Source organism: Oceanipulchritudo coccoides (assembly GCF_010500615.1).
Classification (GTDB): domain Bacteria; phylum Verrucomicrobiota; class Verrucomicrobiia; order Opitutales; family Oceanipulchritudinaceae; genus Oceanipulchritudo; species Oceanipulchritudo coccoides.
Genome location: NZ_JAAGNX010000002.1, coordinates 2,490 through 26,780, shown reverse-complemented (window position 1 = coordinate 26,780; position 24,291 = coordinate 2,490). Strand labels below are relative to the sequence as shown.

Genomic DNA, 24,291 nt, shown 5'->3' with positions numbered 1-24,291 from the left:
CGAACCGTTGCGGCCCAGTCAGTCAAACGCCTTTTTCAGAGGCTGTGCCACGCTTCCTCTGCGGCAGGCTGTAGACAACCAGCCCGCACCAAATCAGGGCAAAGCCGGCGAGGACGCCACCCGTCACCGGCTCACCGTAAAGCACAGCCAGGCCCAGATGGGCTGAGGGAACGATATATTGGCCCATTCCCATCGTGCTAAGGCGGATTCGCTGGGCCGCAAAGGCAAAGAGCAACAGCGGGGCCGCCGTCAGGAATCCGGCGGTGGTCAGGAAGCCGAGTGCCGCGGATGGAGCGGTCGTGATGGTCAGCGGCCCCTGAAAGGCCATGATGAGCAGGATCACGGCTGAAACTGGTGCCAGAAGGGAAGTTTCCATGCCAAGGCCGACTACCGGACCCAGCGTTGTGCGCTTTTTCATGACGGCGTAGCCACCCCAGGTGAGGGCAATGCAGATTGCCGCAAGCGGAAGCCTGCCGGCAATTATCACGAGGGTCCCGACCCCGGCCGCGGCCAGTCCGACCGCCAGCCAGCGCCGCACGCCAAGGTGTTCATGCTCGATCACCCGCCCAAGGAGGACACTCACCAAGGGGCAAAGAAAGTAGCCCAGGCTGGATTCCATGACGCGCCCGTTGTTCACGGCCCAAATGAAGGCAAACCAGTTGCCGGAGAGCAGGATTGCCGTGAAAAGGCTTGTTGCCAGCTGCTGCCGGTCTTGCCAGGCCGCCCGGAAATCCTTCCAGCTGCCACGCAGAGGGAGCAGAAGCAGGCAGCTCAGGGAGGTCAGGATCAGGCGAATAAACAGGAGCTCAGTCGGCGAAATCCTCCCCAGGAGCTTCCAATACACGGGAAAGAGCCCCCAGATGGAATAGGCCAGAATGATGGCGGCGAGGCCGCGGGTGTGGGAGGAGTAGAACATGACGGACCGCCTGACGAAGATTCCTTTAAAATGATTTGCCAAGAAAAATCAAAGCCCACACTTTAGCGCCTTTGATCTTTAAAATTGACGTACAATGGCTGAAGAACTGACAGGAAACGTATTGGTAGCGCAGAGCGGTGGTCCCACCGCGGTGATTAACGCCAGCTTGGCTGGAGTGATCGAGGAGGCGCTGAATCATGGCTGCATTGAGGAAATCTATGGCGGGCTGAACGGGATTCAGGGAATCCTCCAGGAGCGCTTGATTGATCTCGCGGAAGAGCCCCAGCAGGCGATCCGCGGGCTGCGCCATACTCCGGCATCCGCCCTTGGCACCTGCCGCTACAAGCTTCGCAAGGATGCGGACGTGGAACGCATTGTGGAAGTCTTCAAGGCACATGATATCCGCTATTTCTTCTACATTGGCGGAAATGATTCCCAGGACACCGCTGACCGGATTTCCAAGCATGCTGCTGCCTCGGGCTGGGAAATGCGCGTAATCGGTATTCCGAAGACGGTCGATAACGACCTTGTCGTGACCGACCACACTCCGGGCTACGGCTCCGTGATCAAGAATGTCGCCGCCACCGTTCGTGAGCTGGCTTGCGATGCGGAATCAATGGGCCAGAACGATCTCGTCTATATTCTCGAGGTGATGGGCCGCTCAGCCGGTTGGATTGCCGCCGGGGCCACACTGGCCAAACGCCGTGATTACCCGAATGATCCGCCCCACTTGATTTATCTTCCGGAGGTTGCCTTCGAAACGAACAAGTTCCTCGATGACGTCTCGGATGTCCTCAAGAAGGAAAAATACTGCCTGATCGTTGTTGGCGAGGGCCTTGTCGACACAGATGGCAATTACATCTCCACTTCCTCGGCCGGGCAGGACAGCTTCGGGCATTCACAGCTTGGCGGGGCAGGGGATTACCTCAAGGGATTGATCGACCAGCACTTCAGCGGCCTCAAGACACGCTCTTTCCGTCCGGGTCATGCGCAGCGGGCTTCCGCTGTCAACGCATCCGCCACGGACAACGAAGAAGCTTATCTCGTGGGCAAGGCTGCGGTCGAGGCGGCTCTCAATGGCGAGACCGATAAGATGGTCACGCTGACCCGCGGCGATTCTGATTCCTACGTTTGTGAAACAGGCCTCGCTGACTTGAGTGAGATTGCCAATGGCATCAAGCCGCTTCCGGCATCGTGGATCAATGAGGACGGCGTATCGCTCAGCTATCAGTTTGTGAAGTACGCTTCCCCGCTCATCCAGGGCGAGGCGAAGATTCCTTATGACAGCGGTCTCCCGCACTTTGTGAAGCTGGGCAAGGTCCACGTGGAACGTGTCCTGCCAACTTACGAGATCGAGGTCTGAGGATTCACCCCGGTCATTGGCCGGGTTTGAAGAGTTTGAATGTTCCGGATTCAGTGCGGGCCTCGGCGAAGAGGCTCGCCATCTGTTGAACTATCTCCGGATGGTCACTGGCGATGTCGTTTGCCTCGGCCGGGTCGCTGGCCAGATCGTATAGCTCAATTTTCGCTGAAGGGTCCCGGGACACGTTCAGCCTGACTGCCTTGAAGTTCCCTTGGCGGATTGCCTGCGACCCGCCTCTTTCCGTGAATTCCCAGTAGAGGTAGTCGTGTGGCTTCTGCTGGCCACCCGTCAACGCGGGTAACATCGATACACCATCTGTCTGCGTGGGTGTTTCAATCCCCGCCAGTTCGCAAAATGTTGGCATCATGTCCCAGAACGCGGAGACATGATCCGAAGTCGATCCCGCACGGATATTTGCCGGCCATCGGGCAAGGAACGGGACGCGGATTCCCCCTTCATACAGGTCGCGCTTGAGCCCCCTGAGGGGACCGTTGCTGTCCCAGTATCCGGGGTCGTGACCACCTTCGGAATGGGGACCATTGTCACTGGTGAAAATGACCAGGGTGTTGTCATCGATACCGAGATCCTCGAGGAGGGCCATGATTTCGCCGACCCCGTTATCCAGAGCCTCCATCATCGCGGGAAAGGCGGCAATTGGGTTTTGTACCTCTGTCTTGGCGTATTTCCCCGTTTTGGACTCAAACTGTGGATACAGCTTGCGATATTTCTCATGCAACTCCTTTGGTGCGTGCATGGCCGCGTGAGGGATCGTGACGGGCAGGTAACAGAAGAACGGCTTCTCTTTGTTCGACTGGATAAACTCCAGTGCCGCATTCATGATCAGGTCATGGGAGTGCGTCTTTCCATCCAGCGGAACCTTCTCGTTATTGTGCCACAGGTATTCCGGATAATAGGAGTGGGCCAGCCTCTGGCAATTGTAGCCGTAGAACTCATCGAAGAAGACCATTGGATCACTGGCGGAGCCCGGCGCTCCCAGACCCCACTTGCCAAACATCCCGGTGGTGTATCCAGCCGATTTGAGAAGGGAGGGAATGGTGACGGTCCCGGCTGCCATCGGCTCCTGTCCTTCCGGCCAGACAGGGCTGTTTCCCCGCACCTGGGCATGACCGGTGTGGAGCCCTGTCATCAGAGAGCATCGGGCCGGGGCGCAGACAGTGCTGCCTGAATAATGTTGGGTAAACTTGATCCCTTCGGTGGCCAACTTGTCAATATGTGGCGTCTGGAACTTTTCCTGCCCGTAACAACTTAGATCACCGTAGCCCAAGTCATCTGTCAGGATGTAGATAATGTTGGGTGGCGCGCCTTCCTCCGACTCCGCGACAGCGGCCAGTTGCGACTGCATGATCTGATACTGGTGCGGAAGGGAAAAGTGGATGCTGGTACTCCAGTATGCATCGTCGTGGCCTCCGGGAGAGACACGGGTGGTATGGGTGATCTTGCGGTCCCGCATGAGTTTGGTGAAGGCAATGAACCGCTCATAGAAGTCATCTTCCGTCCCACAGCAGATATAGATGTCAGGAATCTGTTCCGTCGGCACTTTCTGAATCAGTTTCAATTCATCGATGGCATCCAGCCCCTCAAGGCTGGTAACAATTTCGCCGGAAGCCGAACGCTCCTCGAATGTCCCGAATCCAGGAATGTCAAAATCGCTTATCCAGCTTTCCCGCTCGTAGATGAGAGCCGGCTCATCTTTCTTCAGGCGCTCGCGAATTTCATTCTTAAAACCATGACTGCCACTGTGGCTGGCAATGCTGCAGAACATCTCGGGGTGGCGAAGCCCGATGGTCATGGCTCCATCTCCACCCATTGAGAGGCCTCCGATAGCCCGGCCCTCGCGACATGCATGGGTCCGGTAGTGGGCATCCACATAGCTGATGAGGTCCTGGACGATATAATCCTCCCAGTTGTCCTTGAAGCCGTCACCCGGTACGGCCCAGTTGACGTATTCAGCATTTGCCGCATCCGGCATCACAACGATCAGGTCATGTCCGATGGCGGCCTCCTCAACACCGAATTCAATCCACTGAATATGGTTCCCTCCGTATCCATGAAGCAGATACAATACCGGATAGGATTTGTCGGAGTCCTCATAGCCTTCCGGCAGAAGAATGGTGAAGCGCATTTCTCGCGGAGCAACTGACGGGGCGGGGAATACAATGGTTTGCATGGACATGCCTGTTGGTTTTGCGGGGATTTTCCAGAGATCCCCATCAGGATCAACAGTTCCCTGCATTTCCTCTTCAACAACGCGGTCGATGATGCCGATGCCACGTTGCGCCATATGGGAGAAGGTATCGACTGGCCGGGGGAAACCTTGACGGGTTCTGTGAATATTGTACCGGTCGGAAAAGGTTCTCCCGAAGCTTTCCTCAACGCCTGACTTGCCAATCAGGAAACCGATCAAGCCGCCCCAGGTCGCGGTCGGGTTGTCCGAGTCCCAACCGGCAAGAGTCCCGATCTTGATGGTCTCCTTCAGGTCGCCTTCGCCGTAAAAGAGGCTGACCAGGCTTGCCCCAAAGTTGATTCCCCCGGCAAAGCAGCCATTCCCGATCTTGTGGCTCATGTCGTAACCATCCTCGTGCCGCACTTGGTAACGCTCGTGGAGTTCATCGCGCGCCTCTTCCCATGGCACCCCTGATTGGTACTGCTTCCGGACAAAGTCATACATGGCGGCTGCGTAGGATGTATCCGGCAGTCCCTTTCTTGCCTTGCTCGCTGACCAAGCCAGATGCTCACCCACGGGCCTTCCTTTTTCGTGGAAAGCAGCGAGGGCATGCATGGTCACATAGAATTCCGAAATCCATGCCGCATCTTCCCGGGCGGTAGTCCGTATAGGCAGATGGGCCATGCGTTTCGCGACATCCGGACGACCGGGGGCGAAGAGCCCGAAGATTTCCGTCGTCAGTTGTGCGTCGATCATCGCGTATTCCGCATTGATTGCCGGATCACTGGTGTGTGGTGGAAGGACGCCCTCCTGCATTAAATTGAAGGCCCGTTCATTGGAGACCCAGAGGAAGTTCTCCTCTTCCTTTCGGATATGCTTCAACCAGCCATCACGGATTTGTTCCGCCGTGAGAATGCTGACTTCATTGGTATCGAGCAGATGCTGGTACATGTATTCGATATCCGTATCATCATCGGCACCCCAGATTTCATCTTCCCCGCGGAAGACAAAACCGATCACCGGAGATAGCTCACTTGGCTTGTCGGACCAGATGCTGGGCAGGTCCGGCTTGCCCCAGTCATCCCGCGTGTAAAATGCTCCTGTACGGTATTCCCCAGCGTCACCGATCTTGTCCATCTCGGTGACGAGTCCGGTCCAGTTGGCAATGCATTGCCCGAGCCAGAACCCCTCAAGCTTTTCCGCATACGCACTTCGCGAGACAACCAGATTCGGTTCCGCCATCGCAGGTGCAGGAAGCAACAGCAGGCTTACAAGCAAGAACTTCATGATGCGGTAGGCCGCTGCGCTCCTGCCGATTGATTGTGGCCTAATGCTCAAGCAAATCCTCCAGCACTTCCAGTTTTTCAAGGACGCGAATCCCATTCTTCTGAAGAAACCGCATCATGTTTTCGCGTAGCCTGGCTCCTTCATCGTCACCGGTAACGTTGTCATATACGCCCTTGTCCGGCCATTGCGCATAGGCGATGAACTTTCCGGATTCGCTTTTGTGTATACGCGAGCCCTTGCTTCCGTAATTGCTGTAGATGTGAGCTGTCAGTTCCTTCCAGGCCTTGAGGAATTCCTCCTCCTTGCCGGGAACCGGGATGAACTCCAATAGGACACAGTACATCCGGGAGCCTAGTTCTTTTTTGAAGCGAAGAACCCCAGACAAATCCCCATCGCTGAGAGGGATCCGGCTACCCAGGCGGCTGTGCTCATATTGTCGGGTGAAAAGACGCCGACCAATACGATAGCTGAGAGGGTTATGCCCCCAACTATGGCTGCAAGACTGATATATACGCTGTTTTCATTCATAAATTCTGTTCCTTATTTCATAGCTCAGATGGAACGGTGATGCCAGCAATAATCGTCCGGAATTAACTTCCCCGGTTGAAGAACAAACCGACGGCCAGCTCAGCCCAGACATACAGGCAGGCCAGGCCAATCACGAGGCCAAGCAGAAGAGTGTGCCTCCCCTTTGTCATCCTCGCGGAAATGACAAACAGTGCGCCGCCCGACATGAGCAAGGTCCCCATCACGATGAAGTCCATCAGTGACCAGCGAACTTCCTCGGTGAATTGCATGGCGACCAGCGGGACAAGCAGAACCAGACAGGTGGCAAGCCCGAGATAAGCGAAGACGTGGTTCTTTTGAATGATCGTATTAATAGGAGTGCTTTCAATGTCCGGTGTTGAGATTAATGAAAGGCTGTTAGCCGCGGCAAGGGCGATCGTCTTCGAAAACAAGGGCGAGCAGATGAGCTAGGCGTGATTATCCTTCCGGCGATGGATACCAACGAGGTTTCCGTCCGGATCGTGGACAAGGGCCATGTGGCAGACGGAGGTTTCAATCGGACCAAAGTTGAACTCCACTTCAGCGGCCTTGAGCTCATCAATGGCGGCATCAAAGTTGTCCACTTCAAGCCACACGCTGCAGCCGGTCCTTCCCGGCTCCATTCCGGGTGTCTTGCCGAGGGCCAGGGTCCCGGGCCCGATGTCGTATTCGATCCAGTGGGAACCACCCTCGAAGGCTTGGTCCACCGTAGGCTTCAGGCCCAGCAGTCCCTCATAAAAGCCGCGGTCGCGGTCGATATCGGTGACAGGGTAGCAGGAAAAGGCGATTTCTTGTACTTTCATGATGTCTTGTCTTCAGGTTGATGGATTAAATACGCAGTCGCGGCGTCGAGTGAAGCCATAAAATCTTCCGCGGTGTCAAAATACTGCATGCCGGTCTTTGCACAGCCTTCCTTGATCATTCGGCTGTGGTTGACCATGTTTTCGACGTGCTGGCGGACATAGTTATCAGGCTCCTTTGTCAGCCAGTCTAATTCACCAGCGCTATGTTTCCTGATCTCGGTCACCTTTTGTTCGATGTCGACATCGGTATAGCCCAGAAAACAGATCCGGACCTTGCCCGGATGCTTGTCGAGGAATTCGCAGATCAATTCGGGCAGGATCGCTTCGCCTTCAATGACGTAGTCAATCCCGGACCAGATCATGCTTTCGCATATGGCGTTCAGGAAGCTCCACAAGCGTTCAGCAATCTCGTCTGGGAACAGCTTGTCGTGCAGGCCGTATTCCGGGATGCCGTTTGTGAACCCCATGACCAGCCAGTCGAGGGACATGTAGGGAATATGGTGCTCCCGAAAAATTCGCTCCGCGACCAGCGTTTTCCCGGACCGTGAGGCGCCGCTTATAAAATATAGCATGGCGAGTGGCTGATTTATGCTGGTCCGGATGCCACATCCGGATGGTTCGGCTTCTTCTGGTGCAGGGCGATCGTGTTGCCATCAGGATCGGCGATCAGGGCAAGGCGGCAAACCGGATAGTCCTGGATCCCCATGACTACCTTTACGCCGTTTTCCTCAAGATGCCTGACGGCCTTATCCAGGTCCTCAAGGCCGAGGATTCCGCCATAGAATGCCCTCGCGGCATCAAAGTCTGTCACGGGGTATCCCACAAACGCCAGTTCCCTTAATCCAATACCTTTCATGATTCCCGGATTCTGTGCAGTTTCAAGAAGCAGGTCAAAGCCCGAGTGAGAAGGCCTTTGGAAATTTCTCTTTTGATCACGTTCCTTTGTCTCGGCACCCGATGACCAGCGGTGGAACTCTGATGCCATTTTCCGAGGACTCAATGAGTATGCGCAAGCGCCTTTCACATGTATCTTCCCGTTTTGCACTCATCTTCATGGTCATGGTTGCCTTTATATCCTCACCAGTATGCCGGATCGCTCAATGCCTCGACGCAGATGCAGTCCCCCGACAGCTTGTCGATGGATTCGTCCGTGAGCGACTGGCCGATCCAGCCGTGCGGAAGGGACAGCTTGAGCGGCGGTCGTATGACTTCCGGTGATATCTGCTGGAAGCCAACCTTGCTGTAGTAATTTGGATCCCCATAGGAGATGACGAACTGGACAGTCTCCTTCCTGAGCGTATCGAGGCCATGTCGGATCAATCGCTGCCCGATGCCCTTTCCCTGGTAGTCGCAGTGTACGGCCACCGGTGCCATGATGAAGGATTCCGTGTTTTCCCGGATGGTGATGCGGGTGAATAAAATGGCTCCGATGATCCGCGCACCATCGGTGGCTACGAATCCATGCAGGTCGGTTTCGCTTGTCCCGCTGATCAAGTCACTTGTCAGCTTGCCGATTAATTCCCCTTCCGCCTCGCCTTCTGAACTGCCAAAGACTTCCCGGACCAGCGACACGATAGGGGCTGTCTCATCCGCTGTGAACCGCCTGAAAATCATCCCTTCCCGGCTCCATTTCTTGCCAGTCCCCAAAGCCAGAATGGAATTGGCCGGATGAGGTGATAGATGGCGGCGGAGAGAACCGCGACAATGAGCGCGAACACCGTGGGCAGGACTGCACCAAAGGTGTAGGACATGCCCAGTACAAAACCGAGGTAGTACTCGGGCCTGTAGATAGGAAGAAGGAGGGCAAGGATCAACAGGGCAGGGCCCATCAGCGATGCGAGGCTTTCCAGGCCAAAGGAATAGGAGACGGATAAGCCGATCCCGTACAACAGCGCCCCAACAAAGGAAATAACAACAACCTTCCGGATGCTTCCGGATTCGCGCCTGACAATCCAACCGACGAGAAACCATGACAATCCGGGAAGGAGAACTGCCCCCCACCAGTTGGAGATCGCCGCCAGGTCGGACCGGTGCAGGATGTAGTGATTGGGAACGCCTCCATTGAAATGCTGCCAGATCAGCAGGCCCCAGACGATCACTGTTACCAGCAGGGTAAATTTGATTTGGAAACTGGAATGTAATGAGTTTTTCATGCTCTATTCTTCCCTGTCAAAGTAATCAATTGTTTCCGATCGTAGGCACCTTCTCGTGGGCAAGGGAACATTCCACTTGTTGCTGTCCGGATAGTAACAGGATTCCCCAATTGGATTGTCCGCAATCACATAGAGAATCAAATCCCTGTCCGAATCATTTTGTAGCTGATGATTTTCACCGGGTTTGTAGATAAAGGCATCCCCGGCTTCCACTTCGTTCCATCCGTCGTCGTCGCGCACCTTGCCGCTGCCTGAAATCACATGATAGAATTCCCACTGAGCGCTATGGGAATGAAACGGGTAGGGGATTGCTCCCGGCGGTATCCTCAGTATTTCCACATCGAACGGATGACGCTTCATCAGGTCCATTGATTTTGGATCACGTCCAAGCTCGATGGATACATTCTTTGAGGCGGCCTTGAAGTTTCCCTTCGGAGATTCCCATGCATGCTCGGATAGTGTGTTGGTATTGATTTTGTTCATTTGATTTTCCTGATGTTAAAGATGGAATTAGTCACCGGCGTGTTGCCTGAAGCAAGGAGGCGATTCCATCCATTGGCCCCCTGCCCATGGATTTTCCAAAGCGGCCAAGGAACCCGATCAACAGCTTCACCCAATAAGGCAAAGTTGATTTACTAAAATCCACCGTGTGGATCAGCAAAGTTTTACCCCTTTCGGCTGGAATGATTTCAAATACCTCATCCACTGTCCCAACCTTTGCCTTATCTTCGTAGAAATACCGGAAGTGAATCAGTTTCTCCTTCCTGCTGGAGATCAATTCACCTACGGCGTCGGTGTGCTTCCCTTTCATCTTGTAGGTTACGGCAAACTTTCGCCCTGGTTCACTTTGGATAATATCCTTGCAGGTAAGGCACTTTGGATTCCATGCAGGCATGTTGCTGGGATTATGGATAATTTCCCACAGCTCTAGCGGTAATGCCCTGAATGTTCTTTTTGTAATAATTTTCACCGTACGTTAGCCAACCTCGCCGACCACTCTTTCGTCATTCACGCCGATTATCTTCTCAATTTCCTTTTCGATAAAAAGCCCCTGTGCCTTGTCGTCCAGTCCCTTGACCAAGGTCTTTTCCTTGTTTTGTCTGTCCAATATCCGGACCTCATAGGTGATTGATGTTCCGTTTTTTGTCCGTGTCACTTTCTCGTAAGTGTATAGCTGCTTTAACTCAAGGATCGGGAATGATCCCTCCCCGGGCCATTTGATTGGATAGATTTTAACACTCAAGTTGTCCGGCGAAATGACGATGTCCGTCTTATTCACATAACAGGCAATGACATAGTAGGTGATGCCGATACCTGCTGCCACATGAATCAAGGGAAATAGAAAATGGGCCAGGGGCATGTTCCCTTGTTGTGAACCGATCCAAAACCAGGCGACGAGAAAACCATCCCAGAAAATACAGAAAATTGTCAGGAATATAACCCTTGGACCAAACCATTTCCTCCTGATGATTAGATTTCCATGGTCTTCCAGTAATTCAATGTTCTTTGGTATGGGTGCAATCATGGGCTTGTTTGAATGATGGGTTTGGCCAATTCGAAAACCATGTCTCCATCGTCCAGGGTTCCGGCCTTGGAAAAACCTAAGGAAGAATAGCAGGCTTGTGCAATTTGATTATCGGGGCGGCACATGGTCCTGATTTGGATGGCACCTTTTTTCCACATTTCCTCGACTGCCAATTTAATCGCCCGCTTTCCATAGCCCCGACTTTGATAAGCCTTGTCTATCATGATGCGAAACAACCAGTAAAGCCCTTGAATGGGTTCATCGACTTCCGGGCAATACGCCAACATTCCGACAATCTTGTTTTCAGCCTTTATTGCCCTCAGTTGGTAGTGTGGCTCAAACGCGGATTCAGCTATTGTTTTCAGGTTTGAGGCAAGGTGCCCGGCTTGATCTGGCTCGACTTCCAGCTCGGCGCATTCAATCCAGTTTTCTCGGTCGACGGGTTCAAGGATCAGGTCGCTGTTCATAAACTTAATTTTTTTTTGCACCACTATTGGTTGGTTCAGTTAGTTGCTGGCTATCAATATAAACCCATGCGCTAAAACCTGATCTAAACATTTCCATCACCCGCTTGTAATCATCCACCTCATATTGATCCGCCTTCATTAATTCTGCCTGGGTAATTTCAAAAACAGTTCCTTGCACCGCATCATTCGGGTTTCCCGATTTCCTGAGCATTGGATGAAATATTTTTCCACTCCTCTTGATAACTTCCGGGTTCTTGATTGCTATTTCTTCAAGCGTGTACCCTGGCAGGGCGTCCTTAATTCCGAACAACTTTCGGCCAAAGGTTTCGAGCTGAACATTCTCCTGCTGGAGCGTTCCATATGAAAAAAGTCTCTCCATTGGTGTTGTCTTGAATTACTGGGTTCTTCGCTTCCACTTCGAAGCCATCCTCATCATGGATTCTTCTTTTGTATAATCCTGAATCTTTTCTATCTCCACCCACTTCAGGTCATGGGACTCATCGCTGATCACAAATTCCTCAGAACCGGACACCTGGAATGCAAATCGTATGTCGTAATGGAAATGTGCCTCTTCACTTTTGCGTGCTGGAATGGGATGGATATCGATATCAAAAATGCCATCACCAAGATGAGCCAAATCTGATAACCCTGATTCCTCCTTCACTTCACGATAGGCCACCCGCAAGGTATTCGTGTCACCGTCCGAATGGCCACCTAACTGAAGCCATCGATTCAGTTTTTTATGGTGGGTCAACAAGACATGGCTTTCGGCCTTATTAACCACCCAGGCTGATCCGGTCACGTGGCCAACGGATAAGGATCTTTCACAACAGTCCTCGTATTGACGGACAAAACTTAAAAACCGCTCAACGGTTTCATTTTCTTCCCTATGGGTTCGTCCATACCTTTCCAGTTGTTCAATAATGTTTTGTCTGTGCATGTCTTTGATAGTTTTCCCGCAGCTTCGTTTATCAGTCTTCGTTTGCCGGCTTCGTTGAAGATGGAATAAACATGTTTTTGCCCTCGAATCTTTTTGTTCCATTCACATAGCTGAAGTACTTCCGGCACTCGCAGGAGAGGTATTCGATGTCAATGGGCATGAATTGTCTTCGCGCTTCCGGCCAGTAGACGGGCTGAAGTTCAATCATCCTGTCCGCGGCCTCCTGGTGACTGCGGCATTTGAGATGTTGCTGGAGCAGGTCAAGAAACGGTGCCGCACCGATGCCTGTCGGCACCGGGCTTTCCGGTCTGATCAAGTCCGCCCTCAGCAAGGCCAGATCAACAAGCGCCATGAAGATAGGGAAATCGTTGCTCATCTGAAAACGCGCATTGATGCGATTGTTCGCCTCCATTACGTTTCCGTGAGCTGAGCGGATACAATCCTCGAGGAAGTCCAGACATTCTGGAAACAGGTCCACACAGGCTTCCAGTCGGTTGTATGTGCGGCCTTCCCACTGAATTGGCACTACGGGATAGACCTCTGAATCCCACGGCTGGGGCACAAGCTCCAGAAGGGCATGACGAAGATCGTGTGGCGTTTTCAGGATGTTGGCATTGAGAATAGTCAAGGTGGAATACTGATTGCACCATCGGGCAAAGAAGAGAGCGTAAATCAGGTCGGGGACCGACTCCTTTGTCGCCTCGGCAAAGCGCAGAACCGCTTTGGTGCCCTTGTCGTCCTCCCTGAATACATTCAGAAAACGTCCTTTCTGAAACACAGGATCTTTCGTCCATGGTAGGGGTTCCCCGGCCTCACGCTTGCTACGGATGTTCTCCCTTTCGATGCACCATTCAAAAAAGGCCTTTACGGGGTCCTTGATTTCCAGTCCTGCCAAAGCGTTTAGATAAGGATTATCCGTATTTGTTGTCATTGTATGCCCGTTTAATGGTCGAGATGAAATCCAAGGTAAGCCGTGAGCGAGTGTGGACCGAAGCCCATCGGTGCGTGGTTGGAGGTCTATGAGAAAAGCGGTTCAATACCAAACGCACTCATATCCCTTTCCATGATGTCATCCGAAGTTTTATCTTCGAAGTTTTCCGCTGCCTCGATCACCTTTGGCAATAGGGTTATATCCGCTGGTGTGTTGAGAAACACCTTCGGATTACCAAGCACCCAATGCACGGCATGATCAATTGCCTTCTGGTCGTCCAACGGGGCATACCACATGTTGTAGACTTTGGGTTGGTCGCCCATGGGTCCCCGTGAAATTGATTTGATGGTTTGCATTGCCACCTTCCGGTCCGTGCAAATCTCTTCAAGTTTACTGAAACCTGCGGCATACTGCGGGTGTTGCATTTGGGCGTAGTTGTATGGGAGCAAAACGCTGTCAAAATCAAACCGTTCCAAACTCTTCAGGTGCATGTCCGCAGCATCAATACCATGTCCGGTGACACCGAGGTACTTTACCAGACCTTCTTCACGGGCCTCCAGAAATGCTTCAAGTGCGCCATTGGGTCCCATGGCCGTTTCCCATTCTTGAGGGTCAATCAGGCAGTGCATCTGCCACAGGTCCACGTGATCGGTCTTGAGCCTTTCGAGAGACTGGTAAAGCTCCTCCTTGGCCTCCCTCCGGGTACGGATTTCGGTCTTGGTTGCCAGGAAAAACTGGTCCCGGTGGTGTTTCAGCCACGGCCCCATCAACCCCTCCGATTTGTTATAACCCACCGCTGTATCGATATGGTTTATGCCTTTTTCAAGGACAAGATCGAGTGTGCGGTCCGCATCGTCCTGCGTGCAGTCATAAAACGCGCAGGCACCAAAAATCAGCCGGGAGCTCGTGTGCCCGGTTCTGCCGAATTCAAGGGTTGGAAGCATGACAGTTTACCTATCGGTATTATTCACCCGCTTCAACGCCAAAGTAAACCACCCTGTCAGGCGCTGTCTTGTTCGCCTTAGAAATTTATGGATCCCTTCAGGTAGGGGATGGCTCTCCCGGAAATGAGAACTCGATCGTCCTTTAGACTGCAGCGCAGATGACCTGTCCTCTTGGAGATTTGTATCGCCCGCAACTCATTCTTCCCAAGCCTTTTGGCCCAGTAGGGAGTCAATGTGCAGTGGGCCGAGCCCGTGACAGGATCTTCGTCAATTCCAAAGTTCGGTGTGAAAAAACGGCTGACAAAATCCGAGGAATTCCCGGGAGCCGTTACGATCACGCCGCGCAAATCCAATTCCTTTAGTTTGGCGAAATCCGGAGACAGGGCATTGACGCACGCTTCAGTTTCATAAACTGCCATGTAATCCTTCGCCCTGAAGCACTTGGACGGAACCTGGCCCAATCCCTCGATCAGTTCGGGTGGCGCTTCACATTCAACGCCTGTTTGTAAGGGGAAATCGAGCTCCAACAGATCGCCCATCCTTGAAACGTGGAGGGGGCCACTTTTTGAGTGGAATGTAATCTTCTGCAAATCACTTCCGGTAGTCTCAAATATGACATATGCAGCGGCTAGTGTCGCGTGTCCGCAAAGGTCCACTTCCTTCGTTGGGGTGAACCAGCGCAGGTCATGGATTTCACCTTCTTTCACATAGAACGCGGTCTCCGACAGGTTGTTCTCTTCTGCAATTGCCTGCAAGGTCTCGTCGGGCAACCAACGGTCAAGAGGGCATACTGCGGCCGGGTTCCCCTGGAAGGGCTTTTCGGCGAAGGCATCGATTTGATAGAGGGGAAGTTTCATTTTCCAGTTTCTTAAGAACGCCCTGACAACCAGTTTAGTTGGTATCAGCCAGGCGGGCAGTCAACCTGTAGAAACGAGCCTGCCCGGGACCTCCCGGGATTTCAATCTCGAAGCTCTTGTAGGGTAGGGCATCGATGACCTCATCCGAACCGGAGAGCGGGATCATTGGGACTTCCATATACGTGCCATCGGGAGATTCTGCCATTTCCAGGGACATGACAGTATCCAGGGCAAAGGGATTCACCGGTGCGCGGAACCTCACCGTTTGCGGCGTCTGCTCGTCAAAGGAAATGATTTCCATTCCACGTCCCGTGTCCGGGTTGCCAATGTCTGTCCCGAAAACCCACTCGAGCAGGTCCGACAGGCCGTCGCCATCCGAATCTTCATCTACGAAATCGTTCAGGTCGGCTCCCGCCGAAATGGGGTTGCCCGTTGCCTGTTCGACCGCCCTCCGGAATCCGATGAACTCATAGTGTATCGAAACACTCGTGGCATTGTAATCCGCGAAAAAGCCAAAGCCGTCAGCCGTGTCGGGGGCGGATATCATGTCGAAGCTTCCACTGACCGAGCTGGCTTCAAGGATTGTCCAGCTGTCACCTTCAACTGGCGTATAAGCCCCCTCCAAGGTCACGGCCAGCGTGCCGTCGATGGTCGCATTGCCTGAGACTGCCAGCTTGTCTGCCGCACCTGCCGCACCGAGCTCCACATCGAAGGTTGAGGTCTCCTCGAAGGAGCTGTTGCCGGTCACGGCCAGCGTGCCGATCGACATGCCGGGAGCGGTCGTTCCGCCGAAATTCACAAATGTGGAACGGATTGTCCCTTCGCCGCTTACAGTTGTCCCGGGGGCAAACTCCAAGGTCGAGGCTCCGCGCAGGGTCGCCCCCGGCAGGATCTCCACGGTGCCCGTGAGCTCGTTCCGGCCACTGATTCCGCTCATGCGAATGGTCCCCGTCTCCACTCGCAGCAAACCGCTTCCACTGTAATCCCCGAAAGCGAGAAAAGAGTCTCCGGTCCCTCCTGTCTTCAGGATGCTGCCGTTGTTCTCGATTGCTGTGAACGAGGCCTGGCTCAACGGGCCGTTGTTGGTGATGTCACCGTCATTCGTCAACTCGATTATTCCTTCGTTGCGAAGGGTTGTCAGGCCGGAGTTGGTGAATGCGGAATTTGTCTCGCTGAGCGTGATCAGGCCACCGGCATCATTGACCAGCGTGGTGGTATCATAGAGGGTGAATCCACCGGTGACTGCCAGCGAGGCCCCGTTGAGAATTCTCATCGTCACCGTGTCCTTCGACTGGCCGCCCTTGAACTCAAGGGCATTGCCGCTGAACTGGAATTCGCCTTCGCCGCCCAGGCGTGAACCGGATAGATCCGAAAGGAAATTGTTGACTGCCACCGTGGCCCCCGAGGCTGCCTGGATAAAGCCACTCGAGAGTTTGGTCGTGCCGGTGCCAGTAATCGAGCTGCCATCCTCGAAGACAAGGCCGCTGGAGCTGATCCGGATAATACCGTCTCCTTCTGTAGTGAAAGTTCCGCGACTAATACCGGTGGAATTCATCTGGATTGTTCCCGATCCGCAGAACAGGTCCCCGTCATTTTCAAGGACATTGGCAAAGAGCGAGGTCCCGGTGCCGCCGGTCTTCCGGATTACCCCGTCATTGTCCAGCGCCATGAAGGAGAGCTCGCCGAAGGGGCCGTTATTGGTCAGGTCACCGTCATTGGTCAGCTCGATCGTTCCCAGGTTCTGAAGGGTCGTGATGCCGTTGTTGGTGAAAGTTGAACTGGCCGCACTCATTGTGATCATCGCCCCGGCTTCATTGACGAGCAGGGAAGTATCCTGGAGCCAGACGCTTCCGGATACGTCAAGGGACGCGCCCTCCTTTATCCGGATCGTTACACTGTCCTTGAACTGGCCCGCCTTGAACTCAAGGGCGTCTCCGCTGAGCTCAAAACTTCCTTCCCCGCCCATGCGGGAACTCGACCCCTCCATTGTGAAATTGTTTACCGGAACCGTCACGCCCGCATTGGCTGTGATGTGCCCGCTGGCAACCTTTGTTGTCCCCGTGCCGGAAATTGAGCTACCATCACCAAATTGGATCTCCCGGCTCGCCATCCGCACGATGCCATCACCCTGGGTCCGGATGGATCCGTTGTTGATTCCGCCTGCAGGGATTTGCAGGGTGCCGCTCTGGGAGAAGATTTCCCCGTCGTTCACAAAGCGGGCGCTGAAGATTGCCGTGCCGGTGCCGGTCTCCTTGCGCAGAAATCCTGTGTTGAAGAAGGTCGTCGGCAAGGGCTCATCCATGGTGATCAGATTGGTATCCCCGATCGAGTCATTGTCGTCGAAGACCATCGTGTCCTTGTTCTCCACCGTCGGGGAATTGTTCAATGTGAGGACTTTCACATCAAAGGACCCGTCAACGATCACCGTTAACCCGTCCCAGGTGTGGCCGATCGAGCCGCTCATGCCCCCGCCGTTACGAATGCTTACCGTTCCCGTCCCGGACAGGGTCCCTCCCGCCGTGACAAGCCGGTCCACCGTCATCACATTCGACTGGTTCATGACCACGTTGCCGGACCCGATTATCTCTAGAGCCCCCAAGGTGAAACTGCTCCCCACATTCACGACGGATCCGCTCACCCGGGCCCCCTCCGTGATCGTGTCCGGGACAAGGTTCGGGTTCCAGTTTGTCGGGCTCTCCCAGACCGCTGTGCTCTCCCCAACCCATTCACGGAATTCCTGCCCGTCCACAAGGCAGACAGCCCAAAGGCTGATCGTCATAATAGCTGTGATTTGATGGCATTTCCGGCTTTTGTGTCGCATGGCGCCCATTTTTATCTTTCGACTAGCTTGGTCAAGCTAATGCGACCTATTAGGCAAACTTATGTGATGCCGTGAAGAAGGAAAAGTGCCGCCGCACCGCATAAACGCCACAGGCGACACCATCAGCGCCCGCTCATCTTGTGCGCGGGATGGATTATAATTTGAAAAGAACTCTGTTTCTCCTGAAATATTTTTGAATCACAAAGAACAGGATAGCCGCAAAGGCACCCCCAAGGATTGTTCCATACACATCTTTCCAATCGAATGTTCCTTTAGGCAAAACTGGCTGTAGGATCTCGTAGAAAATATATCCCACCACAAGAAAAACGATCAATTTGAATCCTTGTTTTAAATGTGAATTGAACAGTACTAAGGCAAAGAAAACCTGGACCACGATGCCTCCCATGTTGCCGATGGAATCCGCCAGCCCGAAATCGTTAATCTCATTTCGGTAAATTATCGGCCTGTAGGAATGTCTCCCGATTTCTGTCACAATAAATGAAAGAATCATTATGACTACGTAGCTTACTCGCCTGACATCGACGGTCCTCCATTGCTCTTTGCTCGTGAACTGTTCGTAGAGAGGTTTCATTTGCTACCAAGTGTAAATTATCGTGTACCGAGGCATAGAATAACTTCAACCAACACTAATGGTGTGGTATGCCAGCGAGTCTCAGTTACCGGCGTCATCGCGAGCAATTGGTCCGGGATTGATGCAATTATGTCCACTCTAATTCCCGAATATCAGGATCGTTCGATAAAATCTCATCCAATGCCTTGGTAAGCCTTTCAAGCTCTCTCGATACATCAATCTTCCTGAATAGCTTTCGGACTAGTGGTTTGCTTGGATCAGTGAAACACAAAAACTCATCCTCTTCTCCATCCTGGTGGCCACAGCAAATTGCTAGACGGAATTCCTTGTTCTTGATCGGAATATAGTAACCCCAGTCCTCGGCGATCGCCTCCTCGACTTCGATTCCCTTTTCCTTCAAGTTCTGAATCAAATACTCCGCGAGCCGGCGACCCCATAATCCTGGATTTATTTCCTCTTCTTCCTTTTCATAGGGTGGAAACTTGTTCGAACGGAACTGTACTTGTGTTTTCATATTATCATTAACGAATGTTCAAGTTAAGGTGTCTGAGGTTTCAGTTTGAGGTGGCATAGATCTCCAACTGCTCTCCCCAACGGTATGTTGCAGTTTGAATATGTGTCGTTACTTTGACGTCCTTGGCTGGGAACCCGGTGTCGATCTGCCGCAATCCTCTGGTTCGAGTTTAAGCTAAGAAAGCTTTAATTCCAGATAGAATAAACTGAACCCCCATAGCGATGACAATAACCCCCATATAACTAGTGATCATCCTTTTTGCCATTGAGGGTTTTTGAGTCTTCTTAGAGAACATTGCACAAAGAAGTAACACCATTCCCAGAACCAATGAAGTTGTAAGAACGCCGAGAATTGCAGGAATTGGTAATAGCTGGTGGCCGTGAAATGCGGATACAGTAATCACGCCTGTGATTGTCCCCGGACTCGCACCGAACAATATTAATGGAGCTAGTGAAAACGTCTTGCGTGTGTCGTCTTTGGACAGCGATTCGGGCTCTTTCTGTGCCGACTTGATCATGCTGGCGCCAATCCATACCAGGATTCCCCCGCCCGCACAGGAAAATGCATTTAGGGAAATTCCAAATATATTTAAAATGGAGATTCCAGCTACTGCAGCGAGAAGTAAGATGATCGTGATCGCAACGACAGACTTTATAGCCGCCGTAGTTCTTTGTTCTTTCGAAAGGCCTGCAGTGCACTCGGAGAACATCTGTGCGCAGATTGCTGGATTCACCAGTGCAACGATTGTTACAAATGCCTGTATGTAATCATTCATCTTAAATGGTTAATTAATCTTTACGTTAAAACTGTGGCAAGTTATTGGGTTCCGAAGCTCGACTTGTCCCGCGAAGCCTGTAAGGCAAAGAGGGAAGAGCGTAGGCCCATCAGCGAGCGGCGTTGCCACCAGCGGGTGGTTCTCCCAATATTACCTGTATACATCTTTTCTATTCCCTACCTTTACAACTGTGACCGTAATGATCGAGTCCTCGACTTTGTACAAAATCCGGTAATCTCCTTGGCGAATCCTGTACTTCTCTTCTCCACTCAATTTCTTAACACCCAAAGGGCGGGGTTCCTTCGATAACTCTTGGATCTTGGAAACGATTCTCTTTCGGTGCGATTTGGGAATTCTCTCAATTTCTTTCGTCGCTGAACGTTTGATGACAATCTTATAGCTTTCCATCTTCTTTCAGCTTCTTGAGAAACTGTTCAAAATCCATAGTAGGTTCATTCTTTCGATCCTCGAAAGCCTGCAAGTCCTCAAGGTCCTCCTGGAGGCTGCTACGAATTGCTTCGTTTACTAAATCAGATACGGATGTAGACACTTCTGCGGCCTTAACTTTCAAGGCCTTGTGGATGTCTTCTTCAAAATAAATTGTCGCTCTTTTCATGGGTATGAGATTAAACGCTAAAACGTCTTAACGTCAACTGTCTTTTTTGGAGAACGTTAAAGCTGTGGCACGCCTGCGAGCGCTTGGGCTCCGAAGCTCGGCTTGTCCCGCGAAGGAGGCTCAGCGAGCGCGGTCACCTCCAGCGACTGGTTAGGGTTTTGCAGGAATCAAATATTCGACACCACATTAATTACCTCGATCTATAGAGCGAACTGATCCGTTTAGTATAACAGTGGTAAAGGGCCAACTTGATGCGATCCAGGATAGCAAAAAATTTTCGAGTTGATCCTCAAATCCACTCAACAACTCGCTTTGTCTACCCCAAAACCATATCTCTGCTTCGATTCCATCCTCCATAGGTGGATCAATATATACACAACCAAGTAGTTTTGATTCATCTAGGGACATTACTGCGTAATCAAACGAGGATCTAAGTTGGAATTCTTTCTGATGCCATCCCAAATCTATGATATCTTGTTCAATTGTAAGATCCTTGCTAGGCCACCCCCAGATTTCGCCAAACCGTTGCCATAGGTGCTCATGGCTAGACATCACTGCGTCGTAATCCTTGAAAACATCATGAATTGTTATCGATCGCATTCGAAAATGATCGGTTTCCACTAGTTCTGGAACTTGAAAATCTTTCGGTAAAAAGCTCATATTATTATCTCCCTAACGTTAAAGCTGTGGCACGCCTGCGAGCGCTTGGGCTCCGAAGCCCGGCTTGTTCCGCGAAGCCTGCAAGGCGAAGCGGGAAGGGCGCAGGAGGCTCAGCGAGCGCAGTCACCTCCAGCGACTGGTTAGTGCTTCTGAAATTGAATCTAATCGCTTATCTAATGTCCAAAGGGGAGTCTCAAAGATTATTGCTGAGCACAAAATGGCAGCATCAAAATACCCAATTCCTTTCCCGTACAACTTTCTTTCCTCGATAAAGTAAAGCACCTCAGTGTGTGAACATTCTCTGATCGCTGGCAAATCATCCAACAATTTTATAAACTGCTTTCTCTTCGAAATGTTTCCAATGTGTAACTCTCCGATCACCAGGGGATGTGTTACTACTTCCCCATCTTCGAGAAGTTTCTTTAATTTCTCATTCCCTTGTCGTAGGAAATCTATCCATACCGATGTGTCTACAAGGACCATTATCTTCTCCTGATCTGTTCAGCCTTAGGTGAACTTCCTCCAAGCTTCGCCAACCTCCTGGAACTTTCTCTTTCTATCAAGGTCCTTAATCCTTCGTGAAGTAACTGGGTCTTTTCCCGGATTCCCGTCAGTTTGGCAGCCTTTTCGTAGATGGTGTCGTCAATGTTTAATGTTGTTCTCATGCAGACATGTATGCATATACAGTATGCACTGTCAATACTATTCACTAACGTAAAAGCTGTGGCACGCCTGCGAGCGCTAGCGAGCGGCGTCACCGCCAGCGACTGGTTGAAATAAATATATTCATTTAATTGGAGGTCCAAGCAGCTTGAGACCATGCTCCTCAAATAAGCTGGGAATATCTTCAAACCTTCCTGCCACTAGCCTCTCGAAAAACTCCTCAGACTTTCCAGAAGGAAGCAATTCAAAGTGAATAATAGAATTCTTTTCAGACTTATTAACGAACGCATGTTTCTTCCCAGGCGGAATTGTTGCTGTACCACCAGTGTAGACGTCTATTCTTTCCCCTTCCAATTCAAACTGAATATGCCCGGATATTACATGAAAGATTTCTAACTGCTCTTCATGTGTATGCAAAGGAGGTCCAGATCCCGGGGTTACGACTTCTTCAAATACTGAGACTTTGCCTCCAGTCTCTATACTAGATACCAAACATTTTATATTAAACTTACTCATTTTGTCTGCTATGCCATTTCAACGTTAAAGCTGTGGCACGCCTGCGAGCGCCAGCGAGTGGCGTCACCAACAGCGACTGGTTGGCATATTTATTCATAGTGAGTCCACATTCTAAGGACATGAACAATTTTCTCTTCTTCTAGGATCTCGTAAACTAGACGGTGCTGGATGTTTATCCTTCGGGAGTAGCAGCCCTTCAGTTCACCTCTCAAAGCTTCATATCGTGGTGGATTCTGTAAGGGATTCTTTTCTAGAACTTTAATTAATTCTAAGGCAGATTCTTTAAGATTACTCTTTTTTAATTTCTTGGCGTCCTTCTGCGCCTGCCTCGAATAAATAACAGTGTATTTCACCACTTTAATTCCTTGGATGCTTTACCAGGCCCTTCCTTTCGAGCTTTCTTAATCGAGTCCACCATGCCGGGAATAGATTGCAGATACAGGCTCTCCTGAATGGCTCGCCAATCATCCTCTGAAACTAGAACTGCATTCCCCCTCTTGCCGGTGATCTGAATCGGCTCATGTGATTCATTCGTTTCATCAATCAGGGTGTACAGGTTGGCTCTCGCCTTTGTTGCTGAAATTGTGGTCATGGATTAATGCGTACGCTTTTACGTACTTCTGTCAAGAAACTCTTTTTGCCAACGTTAAAGCTGTGGCACGCCTGCGAGCGCTTGTGGGCCGTAGCCCGGCTTGTCCCGCGAAGCCTGCAAGGCGAAGCGGGAAGGGCGTAGGCCCATCAGCGAGTGGCGTCACCACCAGCGACTGGTTGGCCCTTTATTCTCTTAAGTTCTTCAAAATCGATTTTATCTTTTGCCCGCGGCGAGGCCTTCTTGTTTCTCAATAAAGATTCATATCCGATAAACGGAATTTTCTTTTTCTCATCCAACTCAAGAAATACCTTCTCTTTGTAACAATCCTTGAAAGTGACGCCATCGATCCCTGTCAGGATTTGGATTTTCATCGGCTCTCGACCAATCTCGATTACGATTTCTTCCTCCAGGAAATCTGCCGGTTCCAATCCCAGATCTGAGAACCCAAAATCGGAAAAGACTTTTAGTATTCTTTTGGAGTTTTCTTCACTGATGCCAATGAAAACATCCAAGTCTCCGGTATATCGGGGAAATCCGTGAAACCCCACCGCATAGCCACCGACTACGAGGTACTCAACCTCGTGCTTTTCTAATAACTCTATGAATTCTTGGAAATGCTTGTTTAGCATATTGAGGTTCTCCAAGTCGATTAATCACTTCTACGGCCTTAAGTCTTTCCTGCGGAGATACTTCCGCCCAACGATTAAGATCATCGGATGGCTCTCTGAGTCTTCTTTTTACTACCGTGGACATGCAAAATATTCTTTCAGGAACCCTGTGGGTCATCAATAACAATTTTACCCGGCCAACGTTAAAGCTGTGGTGCGGCGCGAGCGCTTGTGGGCCGAAGCCCGGCTTGTCCCGCGAAGCCTGCAAGGCGAAGCGGGAAGGGCGTAGGCCCATCAGCGAGCGGCGTTGCCACCAGCGACTTGTTGAGTGTTTATCATCGTCGCCTTTTCAGTGCCTTCTTGTAAACCTGTGAGTTGTCTCTCTTCCCCACCGCTATGACAAATATGCTAACCGTCTTTTTTTCTACTTCGTAAACTAAGCGGTAACCTGAACTCCTGAGTTTAATTTTATAATAATTCTTTTGTCCAGTTAGCCGATCACTAGGGACAACTGGGTCCGAAATCCGCTCCGCAAGTTTCTTCTTAAACTGCTCCCGTACTGTGGAACCGAGTTTATCCCACTCTTTCCGCGCTGATGGGAGGAATAACAGCTTATAGCTCATCAAGGGAAACTTCCTTGGCCCGAGATTTCTGACCCTTCCTGGACTCCACGATCTCCATCAATTCCGCGTCTTCTAGACGCTCAAGCATTTCTTCATATGTGCTTGCCGGTATAAGATAGGCAGTTGGACGGTTGTGGTTCAATATTGCAACCGGTTCTCCGTCAGACTGTTGCAACAAACCGCTCGGATTCTTTTTTAATTCCGAGACACTTGCTGAAAATAGACTTAAAACAGTATTCATTAAAGTACTATATTCTGGTCTTTTTAGGTTTCGCAAGAAAATTCTTTGTCCACTCAACCGTTAAAGCTGTGGCACGCCTGCGAGCGCTAGCGAGCGGCGTTGCCACCAGCGACTGGTTGTGCCCCTTTCACTTTCTCTCGGTTCTTGTTCATT

At 51.5% G+C, this 24,291-nt stretch carries 35 protein-coding genes; 1 reads left to right on the top strand and 34 read right to left on the bottom strand.

Going from position 1 to position 24,291, the window contains the following annotated elements; all coding sequences use genetic code 11:
- Positions 1 to 22: 22 nt before the first annotated feature.
- Complete coding sequence (gene rarD, locus G0Q06_RS05795; RefSeq protein ID WP_163963420.1) at positions 23 to 916, bottom strand: EamA family transporter RarD; 894 nt, start codon at positions 914 to 916, stop codon at positions 23 to 25.
- 94 nt (positions 917 to 1,010) lie between these two features.
- Between rarD and G0Q06_RS05790 the strand changes: the two genes are divergently transcribed.
- Positions 1,011 to 2,279 (top strand): 6-phosphofructokinase, encoded by a 1,269-nt coding sequence (locus G0Q06_RS05790; RefSeq protein WP_163963418.1) that lies wholly within the window; start codon positions 1,011 to 1,013, stop codon positions 2,277 to 2,279.
- Positions 2,280 to 2,292: 13 nt separating this feature from the next.
- On the opposite strand, the gene G0Q06_RS05785 is transcribed toward G0Q06_RS05790, so the two are convergent.
- The 33 genes from G0Q06_RS05785 to G0Q06_RS05630 all read right to left on the bottom strand — a co-directional run bounded on the left by G0Q06_RS05785 (position 2,293) and on the right by G0Q06_RS05630 (position 24,138).
- Entirely contained in the window at positions 2,293 to 5,751 is a 3,459-nt protein-coding gene (locus G0Q06_RS05785; RefSeq protein ID WP_163963416.1) for a sulfatase-like hydrolase/transferase, read from the bottom strand.
- A 40-nt stretch (positions 5,752 to 5,791) separates the two neighbouring features.
- A complete protein-coding gene (locus tag G0Q06_RS05780; protein WP_163963414.1) occupies positions 5,792 to 6,094 on the bottom strand; it encodes an antibiotic biosynthesis monooxygenase family protein in 303 nt (100 codons plus the stop codon).
- A gap of 8 nt (positions 6,095 to 6,102) precedes the next feature.
- A complete protein-coding gene (locus G0Q06_RS05775) occupies positions 6,103 to 6,279 on the bottom strand; it encodes a hypothetical protein (RefSeq protein ID WP_163963412.1) in 177 nt (58 codons plus the stop codon).
- A 62-nt stretch (positions 6,280 to 6,341) separates the two neighbouring features.
- The gene (locus G0Q06_RS05770; RefSeq protein ID WP_238710361.1) at positions 6,342 to 6,710 is read right to left on the bottom strand and encodes a hypothetical protein; all 369 of its coding nucleotides are present in this window, start codon (positions 6,708 to 6,710) and stop codon (positions 6,342 to 6,344) included.
- Positions 6,711 to 6,725: 15 nt separating this feature from the next.
- Positions 6,726 to 7,100: a VOC family protein gene (locus tag G0Q06_RS05765; protein ID WP_163963410.1), complete on the bottom strand. Its 375-nt coding sequence runs from the start codon at positions 7,098 to 7,100 to the stop codon at positions 6,726 to 6,728.
- Positions 7,097 to 7,672, bottom strand: a complete 576-nt coding sequence (locus G0Q06_RS05760) for a hypothetical protein (protein ID WP_163963408.1) — start codon at positions 7,670 to 7,672, stop codon at positions 7,097 to 7,099. The genes G0Q06_RS05765 and G0Q06_RS05760 overlap by 4 nt, the downstream gene beginning before the upstream one ends.
- Positions 7,673 to 7,686: 14 nt before the next feature.
- On the bottom strand, positions 7,687 to 8,085 hold the full coding sequence (locus tag G0Q06_RS05755; RefSeq protein ID WP_238710359.1) for a VOC family protein: 399 nt from the start codon (positions 8,083 to 8,085) through the stop codon (positions 7,687 to 7,689).
- Positions 8,086 to 8,177: 92 nt separating this feature from the next.
- Positions 8,178 to 8,714 (bottom strand): GNAT family N-acetyltransferase, encoded by a 537-nt coding sequence (locus tag G0Q06_RS05750; protein ID WP_163963406.1) that lies wholly within the window; start codon positions 8,712 to 8,714, stop codon positions 8,178 to 8,180.
- Positions 8,711 to 9,253 carry a hypothetical protein gene (locus tag G0Q06_RS05745; RefSeq protein WP_163963404.1) on the bottom strand — a complete coding sequence of 181 codons (543 nt, stop codon included), beginning with the start codon at positions 9,251 to 9,253 and terminating at the stop codon, positions 8,711 to 8,713. Before G0Q06_RS05745 ends, G0Q06_RS05750 begins: the two co-directional genes overlap by 4 nt.
- Before the next feature lie 3 nt (positions 9,254 to 9,256).
- On the bottom strand, positions 9,257 to 9,736 hold the full coding sequence (locus tag G0Q06_RS05740) for a dimethylsulfonioproprionate lyase family protein (protein WP_163963402.1): 480 nt from the start codon (positions 9,734 to 9,736) through the stop codon (positions 9,257 to 9,259).
- A 31-nt stretch (positions 9,737 to 9,767) separates the two neighbouring features.
- Positions 9,768 to 10,223, bottom strand: a complete 456-nt coding sequence (locus tag G0Q06_RS05735) for an SRPBCC family protein (RefSeq protein ID WP_163963400.1) — start codon at positions 10,221 to 10,223, stop codon at positions 9,768 to 9,770.
- Between the two features lie 6 nt (positions 10,224 to 10,229).
- Positions 10,230 to 10,778 carry a hypothetical protein gene (locus tag G0Q06_RS05730; RefSeq protein WP_163963399.1) on the bottom strand — a complete coding sequence of 183 codons (549 nt, stop codon included), beginning with the start codon at positions 10,776 to 10,778 and terminating at the stop codon, positions 10,230 to 10,232.
- Positions 10,775 to 11,269, bottom strand: coding sequence for a GNAT family N-acetyltransferase (locus tag G0Q06_RS05725; RefSeq protein WP_338045113.1), 495 nt, complete (start codon positions 11,267 to 11,269; stop codon positions 10,775 to 10,777). Before G0Q06_RS05725 ends, G0Q06_RS05730 begins: the two co-directional genes overlap by 4 nt.
- On the bottom strand, positions 11,250 to 11,624 hold the full coding sequence (locus G0Q06_RS05720) for a gamma-glutamylcyclotransferase family protein (protein WP_163963395.1): 375 nt from the start codon (positions 11,622 to 11,624) through the stop codon (positions 11,250 to 11,252). Before G0Q06_RS05720 ends, G0Q06_RS05725 begins: the two co-directional genes overlap by 20 nt.
- 15 nt (positions 11,625 to 11,639) lie before the next feature.
- Entirely contained in the window at positions 11,640 to 12,185 is a 546-nt protein-coding gene (locus tag G0Q06_RS05715) for an NUDIX hydrolase (RefSeq protein ID WP_163963393.1), read from the bottom strand.
- Positions 12,186 to 12,216: 31 nt separating this feature from the next.
- Positions 12,217 to 13,116, bottom strand: a complete 900-nt coding sequence (locus G0Q06_RS05710) for a nucleotide kinase domain-containing protein (RefSeq protein ID WP_163963391.1) — start codon at positions 13,114 to 13,116, stop codon at positions 12,217 to 12,219.
- Positions 13,117 to 13,202: 86 nt separating this feature from the next.
- On the bottom strand, positions 13,203 to 14,060 hold the full coding sequence (locus G0Q06_RS05705; protein WP_163963389.1) for an aldo/keto reductase: 858 nt from the start codon (positions 14,058 to 14,060) through the stop codon (positions 13,203 to 13,205).
- Between the two features lie 77 nt (positions 14,061 to 14,137).
- Positions 14,138 to 14,917, bottom strand: coding sequence for a PhzF family phenazine biosynthesis protein (locus G0Q06_RS05700; protein ID WP_163963388.1), 780 nt, complete (start codon positions 14,915 to 14,917; stop codon positions 14,138 to 14,140).
- A gap of 34 nt (positions 14,918 to 14,951) precedes the next feature.
- The gene (locus G0Q06_RS05695) at positions 14,952 to 17,696 is read right to left on the bottom strand and encodes an autotransporter outer membrane beta-barrel domain-containing protein (protein ID WP_163963386.1); all 2,745 of its coding nucleotides are present in this window, start codon (positions 17,694 to 17,696) and stop codon (positions 14,952 to 14,954) included.
- Positions 17,697 to 17,892: 196 nt separating this feature from the next.
- Positions 17,893 to 18,330, bottom strand: a complete 438-nt coding sequence (locus G0Q06_RS05690) for a VanZ family protein (RefSeq protein WP_163963384.1) — start codon at positions 18,328 to 18,330, stop codon at positions 17,893 to 17,895.
- Positions 18,331 to 18,457: 127 nt separating this feature from the next.
- Positions 18,458 to 18,844: a hypothetical protein gene (locus G0Q06_RS05685; RefSeq protein WP_163963382.1), complete on the bottom strand. Its 387-nt coding sequence runs from the start codon at positions 18,842 to 18,844 to the stop codon at positions 18,458 to 18,460.
- A 169-nt stretch (positions 18,845 to 19,013) separates the two neighbouring features.
- On the bottom strand, positions 19,014 to 19,619 hold the full coding sequence (locus G0Q06_RS05680; RefSeq protein WP_163963380.1) for a MarC family protein: 606 nt from the start codon (positions 19,617 to 19,619) through the stop codon (positions 19,014 to 19,016).
- 150 nt (positions 19,620 to 19,769) lie between these two features.
- Positions 19,770 to 20,027 (bottom strand): type II toxin-antitoxin system RelE/ParE family toxin, encoded by a 258-nt coding sequence (locus G0Q06_RS14775; protein ID WP_163963378.1) that lies wholly within the window; start codon positions 20,025 to 20,027, stop codon positions 19,770 to 19,772.
- Complete coding sequence (locus tag G0Q06_RS05670; RefSeq protein ID WP_163963377.1) at positions 20,014 to 20,235, bottom strand: CopG family transcriptional regulator; 222 nt, start codon at positions 20,233 to 20,235, stop codon at positions 20,014 to 20,016. The genes G0Q06_RS14775 and G0Q06_RS05670 overlap by 14 nt, the downstream gene beginning before the upstream one ends.
- A gap of 186 nt (positions 20,236 to 20,421) precedes the next feature.
- Positions 20,422 to 20,895, bottom strand: coding sequence for a hypothetical protein (locus G0Q06_RS14465; protein ID WP_238710358.1), 474 nt, complete (start codon positions 20,893 to 20,895; stop codon positions 20,422 to 20,424).
- Positions 20,896 to 21,018: 123 nt separating this feature from the next.
- The gene (locus tag G0Q06_RS14770) at positions 21,019 to 21,378 is read right to left on the bottom strand and encodes a PIN domain-containing protein (protein WP_163963375.1); all 360 of its coding nucleotides are present in this window, start codon (positions 21,376 to 21,378) and stop codon (positions 21,019 to 21,021) included.
- Positions 21,378 to 21,560: a type II toxin-antitoxin system VapB family antitoxin gene (locus G0Q06_RS14765; RefSeq protein ID WP_163963373.1), complete on the bottom strand. Its 183-nt coding sequence runs from the start codon at positions 21,558 to 21,560 to the stop codon at positions 21,378 to 21,380. Before G0Q06_RS14765 ends, G0Q06_RS14770 begins: the two co-directional genes overlap by 1 nt.
- A gap of 121 nt (positions 21,561 to 21,681) precedes the next feature.
- Positions 21,682 to 22,074 carry a cupin domain-containing protein gene (locus tag G0Q06_RS05655; RefSeq protein ID WP_163963371.1) on the bottom strand — a complete coding sequence of 131 codons (393 nt, stop codon included), beginning with the start codon at positions 22,072 to 22,074 and terminating at the stop codon, positions 21,682 to 21,684.
- A gap of 89 nt (positions 22,075 to 22,163) precedes the next feature.
- Positions 22,164 to 22,430, bottom strand: coding sequence for a Txe/YoeB family addiction module toxin (locus G0Q06_RS14760; protein WP_425496120.1), 267 nt, complete (start codon positions 22,428 to 22,430; stop codon positions 22,164 to 22,166).
- Positions 22,424 to 22,666 (bottom strand): type II toxin-antitoxin system Phd/YefM family antitoxin, encoded by a 243-nt coding sequence (locus G0Q06_RS05645; RefSeq protein ID WP_163963367.1) that lies wholly within the window; start codon positions 22,664 to 22,666, stop codon positions 22,424 to 22,426. The genes G0Q06_RS14760 and G0Q06_RS05645 overlap by 7 nt, the downstream gene beginning before the upstream one ends.
- Positions 22,667 to 22,812: 146 nt before the next feature.
- On the bottom strand, positions 22,813 to 23,295 hold the full coding sequence (locus G0Q06_RS05640; protein WP_163963365.1) for a hypothetical protein: 483 nt from the start codon (positions 23,293 to 23,295) through the stop codon (positions 22,813 to 22,815).
- Between the two features lie 314 nt (positions 23,296 to 23,609).
- The gene (locus tag G0Q06_RS14755) at positions 23,610 to 23,897 is read right to left on the bottom strand and encodes a type II toxin-antitoxin system RelE family toxin (RefSeq protein ID WP_163963364.1); all 288 of its coding nucleotides are present in this window, start codon (positions 23,895 to 23,897) and stop codon (positions 23,610 to 23,612) included.
- Positions 23,887 to 24,138: a type II toxin-antitoxin system Phd/YefM family antitoxin gene (locus G0Q06_RS05630; protein ID WP_163963362.1), complete on the bottom strand. Its 252-nt coding sequence runs from the start codon at positions 24,136 to 24,138 to the stop codon at positions 23,887 to 23,889. Before G0Q06_RS05630 ends, G0Q06_RS14755 begins: the two co-directional genes overlap by 11 nt.
- Positions 24,139 to 24,291 lie beyond the last annotated feature (153 nt).

Excerpts from the sequence above, each read along its gene's own strand:
- rarD (WP_163963420.1), bottom strand. The coding sequence starts at position 916 with ATGTTCTACTCCTCCCACACCCGCGGCCTCGCCGCCATCATTCTGGCC.
- G0Q06_RS05790 (WP_163963418.1), top strand. The coding sequence starts at position 1,011 with ATGGCTGAAGAACTGACAGGAAACGTATTGGTAGCGCAGAGCGGTGGT.
- G0Q06_RS05785 (WP_163963416.1), bottom strand. The coding sequence starts at position 5,751 with ATGAAGTTCTTGCTTGTAAGCCTGCTGTTGCTTCCTGCACCTGCGATG.
- G0Q06_RS05780 (WP_163963414.1), bottom strand. The coding sequence starts at position 6,094 with ATGTACTGTGTCCTATTGGAGTTCATCCCGGTTCCCGGCAAGGAGGAG.
- G0Q06_RS05775 (WP_163963412.1), bottom strand. The coding sequence starts at position 6,279 with ATGAATGAAAACAGCGTATATATCAGTCTTGCAGCCATAGTTGGGGGC.
- G0Q06_RS05765 (WP_163963410.1), bottom strand. The coding sequence starts at position 7,100 with ATGAAAGTACAAGAAATCGCCTTTTCCTGCTACCCTGTCACCGATATC.
- G0Q06_RS05760 (WP_163963408.1), bottom strand. The coding sequence starts at position 7,672 with ATGCTATATTTTATAAGCGGCGCCTCACGGTCCGGGAAAACGCTGGTC.
- G0Q06_RS05755 (WP_238710359.1), bottom strand. The coding sequence starts at position 8,085 with ATGGCATCAGAGTTCCACCGCTGGTCATCGGGTGCCGAGACAAAGGAA.
- G0Q06_RS05750 (WP_163963406.1), bottom strand. The coding sequence starts at position 8,714 with ATGATTTTCAGGCGGTTCACAGCGGATGAGACAGCCCCTATCGTGTCG.
- G0Q06_RS05745 (WP_163963404.1), bottom strand. The coding sequence starts at position 9,253 with ATGAAAAACTCATTACATTCCAGTTTCCAAATCAAATTTACCCTGCTG.
- G0Q06_RS05740 (WP_163963402.1), bottom strand. The coding sequence starts at position 9,736 with ATGAACAAAATCAATACCAACACACTATCCGAGCATGCATGGGAATCT.
- G0Q06_RS05730 (WP_163963399.1), bottom strand. The coding sequence starts at position 10,778 with ATGATTGCACCCATACCAAAGAACATTGAATTACTGGAAGACCATGGA.
- G0Q06_RS05720 (WP_163963395.1), bottom strand. The coding sequence starts at position 11,624 with ATGGAGAGACTTTTTTCATATGGAACGCTCCAGCAGGAGAATGTTCAG.
- G0Q06_RS05715 (WP_163963393.1), bottom strand. The coding sequence starts at position 12,185 with ATGCACAGACAAAACATTATTGAACAACTGGAAAGGTATGGACGAACC.
- G0Q06_RS05710 (WP_163963391.1), bottom strand. The coding sequence starts at position 13,116 with ATGACAACAAATACGGATAATCCTTATCTAAACGCTTTGGCAGGACTG.
- G0Q06_RS05705 (WP_163963389.1), bottom strand. The coding sequence starts at position 14,060 with ATGCTTCCAACCCTTGAATTCGGCAGAACCGGGCACACGAGCTCCCGG.
- G0Q06_RS05700 (WP_163963388.1), bottom strand. The coding sequence starts at position 14,917 with ATGAAACTTCCCCTCTATCAAATCGATGCCTTCGCCGAAAAGCCCTTC.
- G0Q06_RS05695 (WP_163963386.1), bottom strand. The coding sequence starts at position 17,696 with ATGACGATCAGCCTTTGGGCTGTCTGCCTTGTGGACGGGCAGGAATTC.
- G0Q06_RS05690 (WP_163963384.1), bottom strand. The coding sequence starts at position 18,330 with ATGAAACCTCTCTACGAACAGTTCACGAGCAAAGAGCAATGGAGGACC.
- G0Q06_RS05685 (WP_163963382.1), bottom strand. The coding sequence starts at position 18,844 with ATGAAAACACAAGTACAGTTCCGTTCGAACAAGTTTCCACCCTATGAA.
- G0Q06_RS05680 (WP_163963380.1), bottom strand. The coding sequence starts at position 19,619 with ATGAATGATTACATACAGGCATTTGTAACAATCGTTGCACTGGTGAAT.
- G0Q06_RS14775 (WP_163963378.1), bottom strand. The coding sequence starts at position 20,027 with ATGGAAAGCTATAAGATTGTCATCAAACGTTCAGCGACGAAAGAAATT.
- G0Q06_RS05670 (WP_163963377.1), bottom strand. The coding sequence starts at position 20,235 with ATGAAAAGAGCGACAATTTATTTTGAAGAAGACATCCACAAGGCCTTG.
- G0Q06_RS14465 (WP_238710358.1), bottom strand. The coding sequence starts at position 20,895 with ATGAGCTTTTTACCGAAAGATTTTCAAGTTCCAGAACTAGTGGAAACC.
- G0Q06_RS14770 (WP_163963375.1), bottom strand. The coding sequence starts at position 21,378 with ATGGTCCTTGTAGACACATCGGTATGGATAGATTTCCTACGACAAGGG.
- G0Q06_RS14765 (WP_163963373.1), bottom strand. The coding sequence starts at position 21,560 with ATGAGAACAACATTAAACATTGACGACACCATCTACGAAAAGGCTGCC.
- G0Q06_RS05655 (WP_163963371.1), bottom strand. The coding sequence starts at position 22,074 with ATGAGTAAGTTTAATATAAAATGTTTGGTATCTAGTATAGAGACTGGA.
- G0Q06_RS05645 (WP_163963367.1), bottom strand. The coding sequence starts at position 22,666 with ATGACCACAATTTCAGCAACAAAGGCGAGAGCCAACCTGTACACCCTG.
- G0Q06_RS05640 (WP_163963365.1), bottom strand. The coding sequence starts at position 23,295 with ATGCTAAACAAGCATTTCCAAGAATTCATAGAGTTATTAGAAAAGCAC.
- G0Q06_RS14755 (WP_163963364.1), bottom strand. The coding sequence starts at position 23,897 with ATGAGCTATAAGCTGTTATTCCTCCCATCAGCGCGGAAAGAGTGGGAT.
- G0Q06_RS05630 (WP_163963362.1), bottom strand. The coding sequence starts at position 24,138 with ATGAATACTGTTTTAAGTCTATTTTCAGCAAGTGTCTCGGAATTAAAA.